Raw genomic sequence first — 15322 nt, 5'->3', positions numbered from 1 at the left:
GAATCCAGAGGTGAAGTGATCGGAATTTCGTAACTTCGAGATTCTCAGGTGCGCAATTGCGCACCGTAGTTCGCGACTTCGTCGCGCCCCGGAACGACTCAGATAATTAGCGTTGCACCACGTCCTGGTTGCTGTGGTTGGAAGCCTGCTGCCCCCGCGCCCCCATCGCCGCGATCTCCGTCTTGAGGAGGGCGCCGGGACGCACGCGCTGCAAGCCATTGACGACGATGCGGTCGCCGGGCTTCAGGCCCCCGGTGACGATGCGAAGTCCATCGACGGCGCCGCCAAGCGTAACCGGCCGGTAGACCGCGCGGCTGTCGTCACCGACCGCCATCACGAACTTCTTGTCCTGGTCGGTGCCGATCGCCCGCTCGTCGATCATCACCAGCGTCTGCTGCTTGGGCTGGCCCATGCGCACGCGGGCGAACTGGCCGGGGATCAGACGCCCGTCGTCGTTGGGGAACACCGCACGGACGCGGATGGTGCCGCTCTGGCCGTTGACCTGGTTGTCGATCAGCTGGATGTGGCCTTTCGCCGAGAGGTCGCCTGACGTCGCCATCTCCACCGGGATCTGGTCGAGCTTGCCGCGCTGGCCCGAGCCGTCCGCGATCGAGTTCAGTGCGCGCAGCACCACTTCTTCATCCGCATCGAACGAGGCGTAGATCGGATTGACCGAGACCAGCGAGGTCAGCACCGGCGAGGCGGTGCCGGCGGCGACGAGATTGCCGACGGTGACCTCGATCTTGCCGACGCGGCCGTCCACCGGCGCGCGCACCTCGGTGTAGTCGAGATTGAGCTTTGCGGTCTGGAGGGTCGCCTCGGCCGCCTTCACATTGGCGATGGCTTCGCGATGGGCGTTGTCGCGCTGGTCGTAGTCGCGCCGGGTGACCACAGCGTTCCCAACCAGCTGGGCGCCGCGTTCGAGCTCGCTCTGGGTGAACACCACGCGGGCCTTGGCGGCCTCGAGCTGGGCGGCGGCCTTGTCGACCTCGGCGGCGTAGGGCGCCGGATCGATCTTGAACAGCAGGTCGCCGGCCTTCACCAGCGCGCCCTCGGTGAAGTTGGTCGACAGGATCGCGCCGGCCACGCGCGGGCGAAGCTCGACGCGCTGGATGGCCTCGAGCCGGCCGGAGAAATCGTCCCAAAGCACGGTCTGCTTCGGTTCGATCATCGCGACGGTGACGGAAACGGCCTGCTCAGCCGCGGCCGCGGTTGCGGTTGCTTGCGCAGCGTGGAAGTAGTGGCCGGTCGCGATCGAGCCGGCTACGGCGAGGGCGCCCACGACGGCGACGCCGCCAAGAAGGCGGCGGAAACGGCCGGTGCGGGGAGAACTTTGCGGGGGATGCATTTGCGCGCTCCAGATATGTAGTGTTCACTACAAATGTGGAGCTGGATGTCGCAGTGCAAGATACTTATGTACCATTCACTAAGAAAATTGTAGCCGCATACCGCGACAATTGGAAGACGCTGAGAAAAGACAGCTAGAACAAATAGATAGGACTTGGCGTTAAGCCTCAGGCAGAACGTGAAATCCGAGGAGACAGGCACATGGGCATGGGACGCCCCCGCGAATTCGACGCCGAGACGGCGTTGGACCGGGCGATGGAAGTGTTTTGGCGCCATGGTTATGAGGGCGCGACCATTGCCCAGCTCACAGAGGCCATGGGCATCAATCCCCCCAGCCTCTATGCCTGCTTCGGCAACAAGGAAGGCCTGCTGAAGGCCGCGCTCGACCGCTACACAAAACTGCGCGGCGTCTGGATGGACGAGGTCGTCGCAGCGCCCACCGCCCGCGCGGTCGCCGAGCGGATGCTGATGGGCATCGCCGACAAGCAGACCGATCCCGCCAATCCGCCCGGCTGCCTGCTCGTCCAGGGCGGCATCGCCTGCGGCACCGGCTCCGAGAGCGTCCCCTTCGAGCTCGCCGCCCGCCGCGCCCAGAACGAAGACCAGCTCCGCGAGCGTTTTGTCCGCGCCAAGGCTGAGGGCGATCTCAAGGACACGTCAGATCCCGCCGCGCTCGCGCGCTACGTTTCGGCCGTCTCCGTCGGCATGGGCGTGATGGCGTCATCAGGCGCGGATCGCGAGGCGCTGCGGCAAGTCGCTGATGTCGCGGTGCAGGCGGTCGAGGCGCAGTCGGCCGACCGAACCTGATTCAGCTCGGCAACGCCGGCGGCGGGACGAAGCCGCCGAACTCGCGCTCGATCAGCCCGGCCAGCGCAATCGTCGTGCGGTCCTCCAGATAAGGCCCGATGATCTGCACGCCGACCGGCAGGCCCGACGGCGTACGCTCGATCGGAACGGCGGTCGCCGGCAGTCCGCAGGTCGAGGCGGGATCGGCCCAGATGAAGCATGCATCGGAATAGTTGTAGAGCTTGCCATCGATGTCGAGCTTTCGCGCGTCGAACGGCTCGGAATGATCGTGCGGAAAGGCCGGCACGGCGGCGACGGGATAGATCACCGCATCGAACTCGCGGAAGAGCTGGTACCACTTTTCCTGGAGCTGCAGGCGAGCCGCATCAATCGCCAGCCAATCGCGATGGATCATGCCCCAGCCGCGGGCGCGCTCGGCCTGAAGGCTGCGGTCGTCGGGCGCAAGTGCTGCGGCAGCTTCTTGGGCCTCGGCGAGGGCGGCCGGTGTCAGGCGCGGGCTTCGGGCGCCGTTGAGCAGCTTCATGTAGAGCCGTGCGGACTCGGCGAGATCGGGCAGCGATGCGCCCGCACGCGCGACATGCGCGCCTGATCGTTCGAGCCGCTCGGCCAATCGTCCGATGGCCGAGCGCACGGCATCGCCCGTCGGCATCAGCGGATGGGTGTCGATCACGAGGATCCTGAAATCCCTGAGCTGGGTGTGGCGCGGGGCGGGCAGCGCAAGGCGGTAGCCGACCCCGTCGCGGGTCTCGTCAGGGCCGGCAATCACGTCGAGCGACAATGCGAGATCCGCGGCGGTGCGCGCCATAGGCCCGACGACGGCGAGATCGCCCTGGCCGGGGACGGGCCGCGCCGGCGGCAGGCTGTATCCGCGCAGCGGCACCAGGCCGAGGCTCGGCTTGTGTCCGAACACGCCGCAGAAATGCGAGGGCACCCGGATCGAGCCGCCGATATCCGAGCCGATCGAGAGCGGACCGAACCCTGCGGCCAGCGCGGCGCCGCATCCGCCCGAGGAGCCGCCGGGCGACCGGCCGAGGTCCCACGGATTGTTGGTCGCGCCGTAGATCTCATTGTAGCTCTGGAAGTCCCGCAGACCGATCGGGATGTTGGTCTTGCCGATGATGATGGCGCCCGCCGCCTTCAATCGCGAGACGACGAGAGCGTCCTCGGCCGGCTTAAAATCCCTGAAATGCGGAAAGCCCCATGTCGTCGGCAGGCCGGCGACGTTGAACGGTTCTTTGAGAGTCACGGGTATGCCGAGCAGCGGCAGCCGCTCGCCGCGCCCAAGTGCGGCATCGGCTGCGCGCGCGGCCTCCCTTGCGCGATCGAAATCGCGGACGATGATCGCGTTGATCGGCCCGTCCAGCGCCTCGATGCGCGCGATCGTGTGTTCGAGCAGCTCCGATGCGGAGATCTTGCGCGCGTGCAGGGCGCCGAGGAGCGCGCCGATCGAGCCGTAGTTGAGGTTAGCGGCATCTGCGGTCATCGCGCGCTCCCTTGTATCTCGTCGTCTCGGCGAACCGATCCGGGAATCGAACATGCAATGTTGGCAGGGAGATGAGGAGGCGGCACAATGGGAACCAGATCTGTCCGCCGGTCGGGGCCGCGAAGGGGCACCGGCGACCTCCATAGCGTCATGGCCGGGCTTGTCCCGGCCATCCACGTCTTGCGACGCGCGCATGGAGGACGTGGATGCCCGGGACAAGCCCGGGCATGACGACCTCATGTGGGAAGGCGCAGCGCCACCAGGACGCCGAGCCATGAAGTCAGGACGCTTCCTTCAGCACCGGCGAAGCCGTGTCCTCCGCCTTCAGCTCCTCGAGGCTGCGATGCCGGGGCTCGATGCCGAGCGACCAGACCGTGATGATCTGCACCACCAGGAGGCCGATCATCAGCGCCATCACGCCGGCAACGCCGCGCGTCTCGAACAGCGAGACCACGAGGAACGGCGTGACGATGGTGGCGCCGCGCCCCAGCGTGTTGACGATGCCGGAGGCGCGCAGGCGGACCTCGGTCGGAAACAGTTCGGGGATGTAGATGCCGAACAGAAGGGCGACCAGGACGTAGATCGGCACGGTCAGCGCGAAGCCCACGGCCGGCAGCAGGATCGGATCCGAGATCATGGGGTAGAGGATGCCGAGCGCCACCGAGACCAGCGAGGCCCCGATGATGGTCGGCTTGCGGCCCCAGCGGTCGGCGGTCAATGCGCCGATGGCCGAGCCGATGGGCGCGCCGAGCGCCATCAGCAGCGAATAGCCGAACGAGGTCGCAATCGAGAGGCCCTGCTTGACGAAGAAGACGGGCAGCCAGGTCACGAAGCCGTAGAGCAGGGTGTTGATCGTGATCAGGCACACCGAGCCGACGATCATCCGCGACAGCAGGGGCGCGGTGAACAACGTGCCGAGATCGGCTGCAACCGGGGCTGACGTGACGGGCGCGGGAGCAGGCAGAGGCTGGCCTTGCGCCGCCTCCTTCTCGATGGCCTGCATCAGCGCTTCCGCCTCGGTGGTGCGCCCGACGGCTTCCAGCCAGCGCGGCGATTCCGGCAACGACTTGCGCATGTACCAGACGACGAGCGCACCGACACCGCCGAGCACGAACATCGAGCGCCAGCCGAATTGCGGGACCAGCACGGACGCGACGAGCAATGCCACGGGCAGGCCGGTGACGACGCACACGGTGGTGAAACCGAGCCATTTGCCGCGGGTGCGCGCGGGCACGAATTCCGTCATCGTCGAATAGCCGACGACGTTCTCCGCACCTAGGCCAACGCCCATCACGAAGCGGCAGGCGATCAGGAAGGCCATGTTCGGCGAGAACGCCGCGGCGAGGGAGGCAAGGCCGAAGAGGAGCAAATTGAACTGATAGGTGAAGCGGCGTCCGTAGCGATCGCCGAGGAAGCCGGTGCCGAACGATCCCAGCATCATGCCGACGAAGGTCGCCGAGATGAACGCCGCGTTCTGGCCGAGCGTCGAAAAGCCGGTCTTCAGCGTCACGCTGAGCACGGTTCCGGCAATGTAGATGTCGAAACCGTCGAAAAACATGCCGATGCCGATCAGCAGCATGATGCGACGGTGGAATGGCCCGATCGGCAGCCGATCAAGACGGCTGCCTGCGTTCACCGATGTCGACATTTACGCTCTCCCTTGACTGTTGTTCTGGTTGATGCGGCCCGCCTTCTGTGGGCGGTCTGCCGGTTCTGGTCTCTGCTAGTTCAATCGCTTCTGGTTGGCCGTGTCGCGGTACCAGTCGAACGGCTGCTCGTGGGTCGCGACCATCACGCTCTTGGTGTTGAAATGGTCGTTGAAGCTCTCGGTGCCGCACTCGCGGCCGATGCCGGAATCGTCGACGCCGCCCCAGGGCGAGGCCGGGTCGAGGCGGTGATGATCGTTGATCCAGACGATGCCGGCCTTGACGGAGGCGGCAACGCGGTGAGCGCGGGCAACGTCGCGGGTGCGGATCGCGGCGGCCAGGCCAAACGGCGAGTCGTTGGCGAGCCGCAGCGCATCGGCCTCGTCCTTGAACGGCGTCACCGAGGTGAATGGACCGAACACTTCCTCCTGGAAGATCCGCATGTCGGATTTGACGTCGGCGAACACGGTCGGCTCGACGAAATAGCCGTTGTCGTGGCCCGGCACCTTGGCGGCAACGCCGCCGGTGACGAGACGCGCGCCGTCGGCGTGACCATAGCCCACATAGCTGAGAACGCGGTCGCGCTGCCTGGCCGAGATCACGGGACCCATCTGGGTGCTGGGATCGAAGGGATCGCCGACGCGGATCGTGCGGGTCTTGGCCTGCAGCTTCTCGACGAACTCGTCGTAGATCGAGGCCTGGACGATATGGCGCGAGGCGCAGACGCAGGTCTGGCCTGCACCGATGAACGCGCCGAACGCGGCGTAGTTGACGGCGCGGTCGACGTCGAAATCGTCGAACACCATCACCGGCGTCTTGCCGCCGAGCTCCATGGTCTGATGCGCAAACACCTTTGCGGCTGCGCTGCCGGCGATGCGGCCGGCCTCGGTGCCGCCGGTCAGGACAAGCTTGTCGATGTCGCCGTGTTCGGCCAGCATCTTGCCGGCGCTCTGGCCGAGGCCGAGAACGATATTGAAGACGCCGGGCGGCAGGCCCGCTTCGGTGAAGATCTGCGCGAGCTTCAAGGTCGTCAGCGGCGTGTATTCCGACGGCTTGACCACGGTGACGCAGCCGGTCGCCAGCACCACGGCGAGCGACTTGCACAGGATCATCAGCGGATGATTGAACGGCGTGCAGTTGGCGACGATGCCGATGGGCGTGCGGAGCGTGTAGTTCAGATACGCGCCTTCGACGGGGATCACGGAGTCGCGGCGCGACAGCGCAAGGCCTGCAAAGTAGCGAAAGAAGTCGGGCAGGCGGGAGAGCTGGGCGCGGGTCTCGTTGACCGGGCGGCCGTTGTTGAGGGTCTCCAGCCGGTACAGGCTATCGAGATTGGCTTCGAACGCGTCGGCGAGCTTGTTGACGAGCCTCGCCCGCGCGCGCGTGTCCATGCCGCCCCAGGCCTTGCCTTCGAACGCGGCGCGCGCGCTTTTCATGGCGCGGTCGATGTCTTCGGCGGTGGAGTTGGGAATGCGGGCGATGACGTCGCCGGTCGCGGGATTGCGGATGTCCAGCATCGCGCCGGCGCCGGCCTCGACTTCACGCCCATCGATGAAATTGCCGTGGATTTCAACGTCGATCGACGCGGGTTTTGACGGGATGTTCATGACGACCTCTCTTCGACGATGACGGCGTTACGCTTGAGCGCCGGCAGAACGCGTTTTTCGGTGGCCCCGATATGGGCCTTGATGATGCGCGCGGCGGTTCGCGTCTCGCGCCGTTGCATGGCGTTGATGAGGGCGACATGCTCGGCAACGAGCTTCGCCGGGTCGTGGCCTTTCAGATTGGAGATGCTGACACGGACCAGCCGGTCGGCCTGGCCGATCAGGTCGCAGAGCGCCGTGGCCATGCGGCGATTGCCGGAGGCATGCGCCAGCGCGGTGTGGAAGCCGCGATTGTAGGCGATGAAGTCCTCGTGATTGCCGGAGAAGCGGCGGAATTGGTCGAGCGACTTCAAGACGCTGTCGGGCGCGCTTTCGATCGCCTCGGCGACGCAGGCTGGCTCCAGCGCAAGACGGAAGCGCAGGAGGTCGCGGGCATCGGACAGCGAGATCGGCGTGACCCGATAGCCCTGGCGCGGCTGCACCGTCACGAGGTGCTCGCGCTGCAGCCGCAGCAGCGCATCCCGGACCGGTTGCCGGCTCACGTCATAGCGCTCGGCCAAATCCTGCTCGCGCATTTCATCGCCTGGCGCTAAGCGGCAAGCTAAAATATCAGACCTAAGCCGATCGTAGATATTTTCGCGCAAAAGCATGATTTTTATGATCTCCTTGGCGTTAATATCTCAGTCGTGATATTTCACGTCAAGGCCCAAATACTTGAATTCCCTGTCAGTTGAATTATCAGTCGGAGCCTCCAAGTGCGCGAAAAAGGCACGCGAACTGCCGACGAAGTGAAGGAAAGACCGGATATGGACAGGCTTCTTGCCAACGCAACCGTCAATGCCGCGCATTCGGGCGAAGGACCGCCGCTGTTCCTCTTCCACTCGCTGTTGTCGGACCGCGCGAGCTTTGACGCGATCGTGCCTGAGCTCGAGACATCGTTTCGCACCATCGTGCCGGAGCTGCCGGGCTTCGGCCGCTCACGCGCAGTGGAAGGCGGACTTGCTGCGGTTGCCGACCGGATGGCCGAAGCTGTGCGCGATGCCGCCGGCGGCGCGCCGGCGATCGTGCTCGGCAACGGCTATGGCGGGTTCGTCGCGCTGCAGATGGCGATCCGGCATCCGGCGATCGCCAGCAGGCTCGTTCTCGCCGACAGCGGCGCGGCGTTTTCGGAACCCGGCCGCGAGGCGTTTCGCAACATGGCGAAGGTGTCGCGGGAAAAAGGGTTGGAAGCCATCACCGACGTCGCGATGCGGCGCCTGTTCGCGCCCGAGTTTCAGGCGCAGCATCCGGAGCTGATGCAGGATCGTCGCGCAGCCTTCTTGCGCACGGACCCTGATGTGTTTCGCGCCGCATGCACTGCATTGGCAAGCCTCGATCTCCGCGGAGAACTTGCCGCGGTGAAGGTCCCGGTGCTCGTGATGGTCGGTGAGCACGACCAAGCGACACCGCCGCCAATGTCGCGGGAGCTCGCCGCCGGATTGCCGCGCGCCGAGCTCAAGATCATTCCGGGTTGCGCGCATGTGCCGCAGCTTCAATCGCCGCGACAGTTTCTCGAAGCACTCGAGGGTTTCCTGGTCTGACCGGCGCCTCGCAGAAAGCCGGCCGGTGCTCGAAACGCCCATGCCTTCCGAACGGTTAATGGTTCGGCCCGGCGGCGACTTCGAAATCGGGAGCGTTGCATGACGCTCCTGTTTTGCCCGACGTGTCGAATGTCGGCGCCGGCTCGGCTGGCGCCGTTCGAGGCGAAATTCCTCAATGATTTGTACTGTGCATGGGGTTGTTTTCGCGTTTTCAGTTTGAGCCCTCGCTGCCGTCCGCATTGAAGCGGACCTCCTAAGAGTTTTTACACACAGTTCTGGCAGCTTCCCGCGCGTCAATATCCGCAACCTGCATCGTCGCGTCTCATTGCGCGCACGAAAAGACGGGGCCCGCGGGCATCGAGGGGGCGTAAGCCATGACTGCACTTGCTTCGGACGCCGGTCGCGCGAGAAGTGGGATCGTGCCGATCCTGCTGTGCGTCGTGCCGTTCAGTCAGATTCCGCTCGATGCCTATACGCCCGGCCTGCCGCAGATGGTGGTGGACCTCGCAACCGATTCCGCCGCGATGCAGAACACCGTCACCGCCTACATGCTCGGCATGAGTCTGGCGCTGGTGCCTGTTGGCATCGCCTCCGATACGCTCGGTCGCCGCAACGTCCTGCTCGCAGGGCTGTCGGTGCTGATCGCGATGAGCATCGCCTGCGCGCTCGCCACCAGCGCCTCGCTGCTGCTGGGCTTGCGCTTCCTGCAAGGCATCGGCGGCTGCACCTGCCTCGTCGTCGCCTATGCGGTCGCCGCCGATTGCTTTCGCGGCCGTGAGCTCACCGCGATCTCCGGCCTGCTCGGGGCGGCCTGGGGCCTTGCGCCCGTGCTTGCGCCCGCCGCCGGCGGCTTCATCGTCGAGCTGACCTCCTGGCGCGGCGTCTTCATCGTCATCGCGATCGCCGCGGCCATCGTCGCTACCATCGTCGTGTTTCTTCTGCCCGAAACGCTGCCGGCAGATCGCCGCGCGCCGTTCGATCCACGCCGCACTGCCGGCATCTTGCGCGACGCGCTTGTCCGTCCGGGCTTCCTCGCCTTCGTGCTGGTGTTTGCGGCTGCCGCGAGCGCGCAGCTCGCCTTCGGCGTCGTTGCGCCGTTCTTCTACCAGACCGGCCTCGGTTATTCGGCGGCCATCTACGGCCTCGTCGCGCTCGGCCTTGGCGGCGTCAATCTCGCCGGCGAGCTCGGCTGCGCGCATTTCGCGCAGCTCATGCCGGCCCGAGTCATGGGGTTTGGCGCCTTCGCGCTGTTCCTTGCCGGCGCCGCGGTCCTCACTGCGACCGGCATGACCGTGGGCCTCGATTTTACGTCGATCACGATCGGTGGTGCGCTGGTGCTCGGCGGCTGCGGCGTGCTGTGCCCGATGATGTACGGCATGGCGCTCGGCCTGTTCGAGCGCGACCACGGCCTGATCGGCGGCCTCATCAGCGCGCTCTGCTATCTCGCCGTCAGCGGCGCCATGGCGATCGCAGCGGTGCTGCCCGAAACGACGCAGGCGCCGATCGGCTGGCTCTATCTCGGCCTCTGCGCCATCGCGGGCGCGCTGCTTGCGATCTCGCTGCCCTCGGCGCGCAACGCCACACAGACTTAAGGAAGGAACCTCCTCATGACCACCGTCGGTATTCGCGGCACGTTCTTCGACTTCGTCGATGATCCCTGGAAGCACATCGGCAACGAGCAGGCCGCCGCGCGCTTTCATCAGGACGGCCTCATGATCGTCACGGACGGCGTCATCAAGGCGTTCGGTCCCTATGACAAGATCGCCGCCGCGCATCGGAGCGTCGAGGTCACCCACATCAAGGACCGCATCATTCTGCCGGGCTTCATCGACGGCCACATCCATCTGCCGCAGACCCGCGTGCTAGGGGCCTATGGCGAGCAGCTGCTGCCGTGGCTGCAGAAGTCGATCTATCCCGAGGAAATCAAGTACAAGGATCGCAACTATGCGCGCGAGGGCGTGAAGCGTTTTCTCGACGCACTGCTCGCCGCCGGCACCACGACCTGCCAAGCCTTCACCAGCTCCTCGCCGGTCTCGACCGAAGAGCTGTTCGAGGAAGCGGCACGACGCAACATGCGCGTGATCGCGGGCCTCACAGGGATCGACCGCAACGCGCCGGCCGATTTCATCGACACGCCCGAGAATTTCTATCGCGACAGCAAGCGGCTGATCGCGGAGTACCACAACAAGGGCCGCAACCTCTACGCCATCACGCCGCGCTTTGCCTTCGGCGCTTCGCCTGAGCTGCTCAAGGCGTGCCAGCGCCTCAAGCACGAGCATCCGGACTGCTGGGTCAACACCCACATCTCCGAGAACCCGGCCGAATGCACCGGCGTGCTGGTCGAGCATCCGGACTGCCAGGACTATCTCGGCGTCTACGAGAAGTTCGATCTGGTCGGACCGAAATTCTCCGGCGGTCATGGCGTCTATCTCTCCAACAACGAGTTCCGACGCATGTCGAAGAAGGGCGCGGCGGTGGTGTTCTGCCCGTGCTCGAACCTGTTCCTCGGCAGCGGCCTGTTCCGTCTCGGCCGTGCCACCGATCCGGAGCATCGCGTCAGGATGTCGTTCGGCACCGACGTCGGCGGCGGCAATCGCTTCTCGATGATCGCCGTGCTCGACGATGCCTACAAGGTCGGCATGTGCAACAACACGATGCTCGACGGCAGCATCGATCCGGCGCGCAAGGATCTCGCGGAAGCCGAGCGCAACAAGCTCTCGCCCTATCGCGGCTTCTGGTCGGTCACGCTCGGCGGCGCCGAAGGCCTCTATGTCGACGACAAGCTCGGCAATTTCGAGCCCGGCAAGGAGGCCGATTTCGTCGCGCTCGATCCGAATGCCGGCCAGCTGGCGCAGCCCTGGCACCAGTCGCTGGTTGCCGACGGAGCCGGTCCGCGCACGGTCGATGAAGCCGCGAACATGCTGTTCGCCGTCATGATGGTCGGCGACGATCGCTGCGTCGACGAGACCTGGGTGATGGGCAAGCGTCTCTACAAGAAGAGCTGAAGCCGCCGCGATGAGCGCATCTTCTGATACAGCCGGCCAGCCGGTCGCTCTCGTCATCCAGCGCCGCATCGCGGACGACGGCTTTGCCGCGTTCGTGCGCTGGAACGGCGAGGTCGGCGAGGTGCTCAAGACCTGGCCCGGCTTCCTCAGCCAGGAGGTGGTGCCGCCGCAGCCGCCCGCGCATGTGGACTGGGTGACGATCCTGCGTTTCGCAAGCCCGGCCGCGGCGCGCGCCTGGCTTCAGAGCGAGGTGCGGGCGAAGCTGATTGCAGAGGTGCAGCGCTTCTTCGTCGGTTCGGAGGATGTCCATATCCTGCCCGACACCGGCGTCCAGCGCGATAGCGCGGTCTCAGCCGTGATCTCCTTCAAGGTGCCTGACGGGCTCGAGGATGCGTTCCTCAAGTGGCAGCAGCGCATCCAGGCCGCGGAAGCCGAGTTCAAAGGGTTCCTGCGCCACAAGATCGAGCAGCCGATTCCGGGCCTGCATGATGAGTGGATCATCATCCTGTCGTTCGACAGCGATGCCAACCTCAATGCCTGGCTCGACTCGCCGTTGCGGCAGACGCTGCTGAAGGACGGCGAGCGCTTCAACGCCGGCATGAACGTGAAGCGGGCGAGCTACGGCTTCAATTTCTGGTTCCCGTCCGGCAAGGTTGAGGCGCCGGCGCAGGGACCGGGCTTCATCTGGAAGAGCAATCTCATCGTGCTGCTGGTGCTCTATCCCGTGGTGTATCTCTGGGGCTACTTCATCAGCAGGCCTCTGATCGACAGCCACGGCGTGCCGGTCTGGCTGTCGCTTTTCATTGGCAACCTCGTCAGCACCCAGCTGCTCGGCTGGTGGTTGGTGCCCGCCGCCTTCAAGGCACTGGACTGGTGGATCACGCCGAAGGCCGCGATCAGTCGCCAGATCGCAGGCTATGCGCTGCTCGCCGCGCTCTATGCCGGCTCGATGGGCCTGTACGCGCTGCTGCTCGCGTGGCATTGGGGACGGTGAGGCCGCCGGTCGATTGAAGGCGGCTTCCAGACCGCTGGACAATTCACGCCCATGTTCGCCCTGACGTTCCTCGGCACTTCCGCCAGCGTTCCCTCCGCAGAACGCAACCATCCCGCGCTCCTCGTGGAAGCCGCCGGCAAGCGCATCCTGGTCGATTGTGGTGAGGGCACGCAGCGCCAGCTGCTGCGCAGCGGTGCCGGCTTTCGGCGGCTCGATCGCATCCTGCTGACGCACGCTCACCTCGATCACGTGCTCGGCATCCCGGGCCTGTTCTCGACGTTGGGCTTGCGGCAGACCTCCGACCTGATGACCATCCACGGCGGGGAAGGCACGCTCGACCTTGTCATCCGCATGCTCGCAGGGCTATGGGGCGCGGGCAGGGCGCCGATCCCGGTCAAATTCGCGCCGCTCACCGAAGGAGAGGTGCTCGACGCTGGCGACTTTACGATCAGCTGTTTTCCGGTCCGCCACCGCGACACCGACAGTTTTGGTTTTTGCTTCCAGAGCCCCGCACGCCGCCATCTCTTGTCCGACCGCCTCGCAGCGTTTGGTGTTCCCGACGGTCCCATGCGCGGCGAGCTCGCCGCGGGACGGTCGGTCGTGATCGACGACCGCACGATCAATCCGGAAGACGTGCTGGGGCCTCCAAGCGGCGGCAAAAAGCTCGTCGTGATCGGCGACACCGAGACCACCGAGGGGCTGTCGCAATACGTTGCAGATGCCGACATGCTGGTGATCGAGGCGACGTTCCTCGATCGCGATGCATCGACCGCGCGCGACTACGGCCATCTCACCGCGGCGGAGGCAGCTTCCTTCGCGGCCGCGAACAAGGTCGGCCAGCTCATGCTGACCCATATGTCGGGACGCTACGAGGACGACGAGATCCTGGCCGAAGCGGCAAGGATCTTCCCGAGCAGCCGGATCGCCGCCGATTTCGATCACATTGTGATCTAACGATCGCGCTCAGCTCGACAGCCCTGACTTGATCGCGAGATCCTGAACCTTGATCGTCGCCTGCATCAGTCGCGGCAGGGCCTGGTCGCGAAACGCGGCCATGTCCATGCGCATGGCATCGACCGTGACGCTCAATCCGCCGATCACGAAGCCCTGTGCATCGAAGATCGGCGTCGCCAGCGTGCGCAAGCCATAGGCGTTCTCGCCATCGGAGACGGCATGGCCCTTCTTCTTCACCTGATCGAGCCGGGCGAGCAGGGCATCGAGATCGGTCAGCGTTCGCTCCGACAGCTTGAGGCGAGGGCGCGATTCCAGCCGGGCGATCTGCTCGTCGCGGGCCAGATGGGCCAGCATGACGTGGCCGAGCGCGGCGCTGTAGGCGGGAATGCGCGTGCCCGGCCGCCGGTCCATCTTGTGGCGGTCGAGGCCGGCGCCGACGCGGGCGAGATAGACCACGTCGCCGCCGTCGAGGATGCCGAGCGAGGCGGCATCGCCAACCTCAGGCACGAGGTCGCGCAGCAGCGGCTCGACGATGGTGCGCAAGGATCCGTGCGACAGCACGGTGTAGCCGAGGTCGAGACAGGCGACGCCGAGGCGGAACCGTCGGCTCTGAGGTACGGCCTGGAGATAGCCGAGCTCGACCAGGGTCTGGATCAGCCGGAACGCGGTTCCGCGATCGAGATCGGCGCGTGCGGCAATCTCGCTCAGGGTGAGCTCGAACGCCTCGCTCGTGAAACTCTTGAGCACGGCAAACGCCTTGCCGACGGAGGCGACGTAGTTCTTGGGATTGTTCTTGGGATTTTTCGCGCTCGTTTCCGATGCGCGCTTGATGGTCTTCTTGTCGACCTTGGCCATGCCTGAATGCCCGCCATGACAGCCATCGCCCTTGACGCGAGGATCAGCTGATTTTACGACAGGTCAATCTAATAACAAATGTTCGCATTCCGAACAACATCGATTTGGCGATCGGAGGAAGTTTTGTCGACATCATCGCTGCACCCCCATGGCGTGTTCTCCGCCGCGCTGACACCGCTTGACGCCGAGCTTGCGCCGGATCATGCGCGGTTCGTCGCGCATTGCCGCTATCTCCTCGATGAAGGCTGCGACGGCATCGCGCTGCTCGGCACCACGGGGGAGGCGAACTCCTTCTCCATCGCCGAGCGCACGGCGTTGCTCGAAGCCGCGATCGCCGGCGGCATCAGGCCGAGCCAGTTGCTGCCCGGCACCGGCGTTGCCGCGTTCACCGACACCGTCGTCCTGACGCGTCACGCGCTTTCGGTCGGGGTCGACACTGTGGTGATGCTGCCGCCGTTCTACTACAAGAACGTGAGCGATGACGGCGTCTATGCCGCCTATAGCGAAGTGGTGCAGCGTATCGGCGATGCTCGCCTGAAAGTCGTCCTCTATCACTACCCGCAGATGTCGGCGCAACCGATCTCGCATGCGCTGATCGAGCGGTTGCGCAAGGCTTATCCGGCGACGTTCACCGGGATCAAGGATTCGTCCGGCGACTTCGCCAACATGACCGCGATGGTCGAGCGCTTCCCCGGGTTCTCGGTCCTGGGTGGCGCCGATCCGTTGATGCTGCCGCTGCTGCGCAAGGGCGGTGGAGGCTGCATTACGGCGACCTCCAACATCGTCGCGCGCAGTCTCGCCTATGTCTTTAAGCACTTTGGCGACAGCGAGGACGATCCCGCGCTCAAGGCGGCGCAGGCGCGCATCGTGAAGGCGCGGGAGCTGGTCTCGCGCTTCCCGCAGATGGCCTCGCTGAAGGCGTTGGCTGCCGACCGGACCGGCCATGCCGGATGGAAGCGCTTGCGGCCGCCGCTGCAGTCCCTGCCGCCGGAGCAGGAGAAAGAGCTGCTTGCGAATGCCGCGACATTCGCCGCCGCCGGCTAACAC

13 protein-coding genes are annotated in these 15322 nt (G+C 65.5%); 7 read left to right on the top strand and 6 right to left on the bottom strand.

What is annotated here, in order from left to right; translation table 11 throughout:
* Positions 1–106: 106 nt before the first annotated feature.
* Positions 107–1348: an efflux RND transporter periplasmic adaptor subunit gene (locus AAFG16_RS29645; RefSeq protein WP_342730962.1), complete on the bottom strand. Its 1242-nt coding sequence runs from the start codon at positions 1346–1348 to the stop codon at positions 107–109.
* Positions 1349–1548: 200 nt separating this feature from the next.
* Between AAFG16_RS29645 and AAFG16_RS29640 the strand changes: the two genes are divergently transcribed.
* On the top strand, positions 1549–2154 hold the full coding sequence (locus tag AAFG16_RS29640; protein ID WP_283080038.1) for a TetR/AcrR family transcriptional regulator: 606 nt from the start codon (positions 1549–1551) through the stop codon (positions 2152–2154).
* 1 nt (position 2155) lies between these two features.
* On the opposite strand, the gene AAFG16_RS29635 is transcribed toward AAFG16_RS29640, so the two are convergent.
* From AAFG16_RS29635 to AAFG16_RS29620, 4 genes are all read right to left on the bottom strand, one after another.
* The gene (locus AAFG16_RS29635) at positions 2156–3637 is read right to left on the bottom strand and encodes an amidase (RefSeq protein WP_342730960.1); all 1482 of its coding nucleotides are present in this window, start codon (positions 3635–3637) and stop codon (positions 2156–2158) included.
* Positions 3638–3917: 280 nt separating this feature from the next.
* Complete coding sequence (locus tag AAFG16_RS29630) at positions 3918–5285, bottom strand: MFS transporter (protein WP_342730958.1); 1368 nt, start codon at positions 5283–5285, stop codon at positions 3918–3920.
* 75 nt (positions 5286–5360) lie between these two features.
* On the bottom strand, positions 5361–6890 hold the full coding sequence (locus tag AAFG16_RS29625; protein ID WP_342730956.1) for an aldehyde dehydrogenase: 1530 nt from the start codon (positions 6888–6890) through the stop codon (positions 5361–5363).
* Positions 6887–7537 (bottom strand): GntR family transcriptional regulator, encoded by a 651-nt coding sequence (locus AAFG16_RS29620; RefSeq protein ID WP_283080034.1) that lies wholly within the window; start codon positions 7535–7537, stop codon positions 6887–6889. The genes AAFG16_RS29625 and AAFG16_RS29620 overlap by 4 nt, the downstream gene beginning before the upstream one ends.
* Before the next feature lie 156 nt (positions 7538–7693).
* Between AAFG16_RS29620 and AAFG16_RS29615 the strand changes: the two genes are divergently transcribed.
* The 5 genes from AAFG16_RS29615 to rnz all read left to right on the top strand — a co-directional run bounded on the left by AAFG16_RS29615 (position 7694) and on the right by rnz (position 13420).
* Entirely contained in the window at positions 7694–8467 is a 774-nt protein-coding gene (locus tag AAFG16_RS29615; RefSeq protein ID WP_342730955.1) for an alpha/beta fold hydrolase, read from the top strand.
* A gap of 374 nt (positions 8468–8841) precedes the next feature.
* The gene (locus AAFG16_RS29610; RefSeq protein WP_342730953.1) at positions 8842–10059 is read left to right on the top strand and encodes a multidrug effflux MFS transporter; all 1218 of its coding nucleotides are present in this window, start codon (positions 8842–8844) and stop codon (positions 10057–10059) included.
* A 15-nt stretch (positions 10060–10074) separates the two neighbouring features.
* The gene (gene guaD, locus AAFG16_RS29605; protein ID WP_342730951.1) at positions 10075–11472 is read left to right on the top strand and encodes a guanine deaminase; all 1398 of its coding nucleotides are present in this window, start codon (positions 10075–10077) and stop codon (positions 11470–11472) included.
* Positions 11473–11482: 10 nt separating this feature from the next.
* Positions 11483–12466, top strand: coding sequence for an antibiotic biosynthesis monooxygenase (locus AAFG16_RS29600; protein WP_342730949.1), 984 nt, complete (start codon positions 11483–11485; stop codon positions 12464–12466).
* A 51-nt stretch (positions 12467–12517) separates the two neighbouring features.
* Positions 12518–13420, top strand: a complete 903-nt coding sequence (rnz, locus tag AAFG16_RS29595) for a ribonuclease Z (RefSeq protein WP_342730947.1) — start codon at positions 12518–12520, stop codon at positions 13418–13420.
* Between the two features lie 9 nt (positions 13421–13429).
* On the opposite strand, the gene AAFG16_RS29590 is transcribed toward rnz, so the two are convergent.
* Positions 13430–14275 (bottom strand): IclR family transcriptional regulator, encoded by an 846-nt coding sequence (locus tag AAFG16_RS29590; RefSeq protein ID WP_342730945.1) that lies wholly within the window; start codon positions 14273–14275, stop codon positions 13430–13432.
* Positions 14276–14398: 123 nt separating this feature from the next.
* Here AAFG16_RS29590 and AAFG16_RS29585 point away from each other — a divergent pair, with 123 nt between their 5' ends.
* Complete coding sequence (locus tag AAFG16_RS29585) at positions 14399–15319, top strand: dihydrodipicolinate synthase family protein (protein ID WP_342730943.1); 921 nt, start codon at positions 14399–14401, stop codon at positions 15317–15319.
* Positions 15320–15322 lie beyond the last annotated feature (3 nt).

The sequence above is a fragment of the Bradyrhizobium sp. B117 genome, from assembly GCF_038969555.1.
Taxonomy (GTDB): domain Bacteria; phylum Pseudomonadota; class Alphaproteobacteria; order Rhizobiales; family Xanthobacteraceae; genus Bradyrhizobium.
This window is presented reverse-complemented; position numbering and strand designations above follow the sequence as displayed.

Coding starts and splice junctions, on each gene's coding strand:
- AAFG16_RS29600 (WP_342730949.1), top strand. CDS start 11,483: ATGAGCGCATCTTCTGATACAGCCGGCCAGCCGGTCGCTCTCGTCATC.
- AAFG16_RS29610 (WP_342730953.1), top strand. CDS start 8,842: ATGACTGCACTTGCTTCGGACGCCGGTCGCGCGAGAAGTGGGATCGTG.
- AAFG16_RS29625 (WP_342730956.1), bottom strand. CDS start 6,890: ATGAACATCCCGTCAAAACCCGCGTCGATCGACGTTGAAATCCACGGC.
- AAFG16_RS29645 (WP_342730962.1), bottom strand. CDS start 1,348: ATGCATCCCCCGCAAAGTTCTCCCCGCACCGGCCGTTTCCGCCGCCTT.
- AAFG16_RS29590 (WP_342730945.1), bottom strand. CDS start 14,275: ATGGCCAAGGTCGACAAGAAGACCATCAAGCGCGCATCGGAAACGAGC.
- AAFG16_RS29615 (WP_342730955.1), top strand. CDS start 7,694: ATGGACAGGCTTCTTGCCAACGCAACCGTCAATGCCGCGCATTCGGGC.
- rnz (WP_342730947.1), top strand. CDS start 12,518: ATGTTCGCCCTGACGTTCCTCGGCACTTCCGCCAGCGTTCCCTCCGCA.
- AAFG16_RS29635 (WP_342730960.1), bottom strand. CDS start 3,637: ATGACCGCAGATGCCGCTAACCTCAACTACGGCTCGATCGGCGCGCTC.
- AAFG16_RS29630 (WP_342730958.1), bottom strand. CDS start 5,285: ATGTCGACATCGGTGAACGCAGGCAGCCGTCTTGATCGGCTGCCGATC.
- AAFG16_RS29640 (WP_283080038.1), top strand. CDS start 1,549: ATGGGCATGGGACGCCCCCGCGAATTCGACGCCGAGACGGCGTTGGAC.
- AAFG16_RS29620 (WP_283080034.1), bottom strand. CDS start 7,537: ATGCTTTTGCGCGAAAATATCTACGATCGGCTTAGGTCTGATATTTTA.
- guaD (WP_342730951.1), top strand. CDS start 10,075: ATGACCACCGTCGGTATTCGCGGCACGTTCTTCGACTTCGTCGATGAT.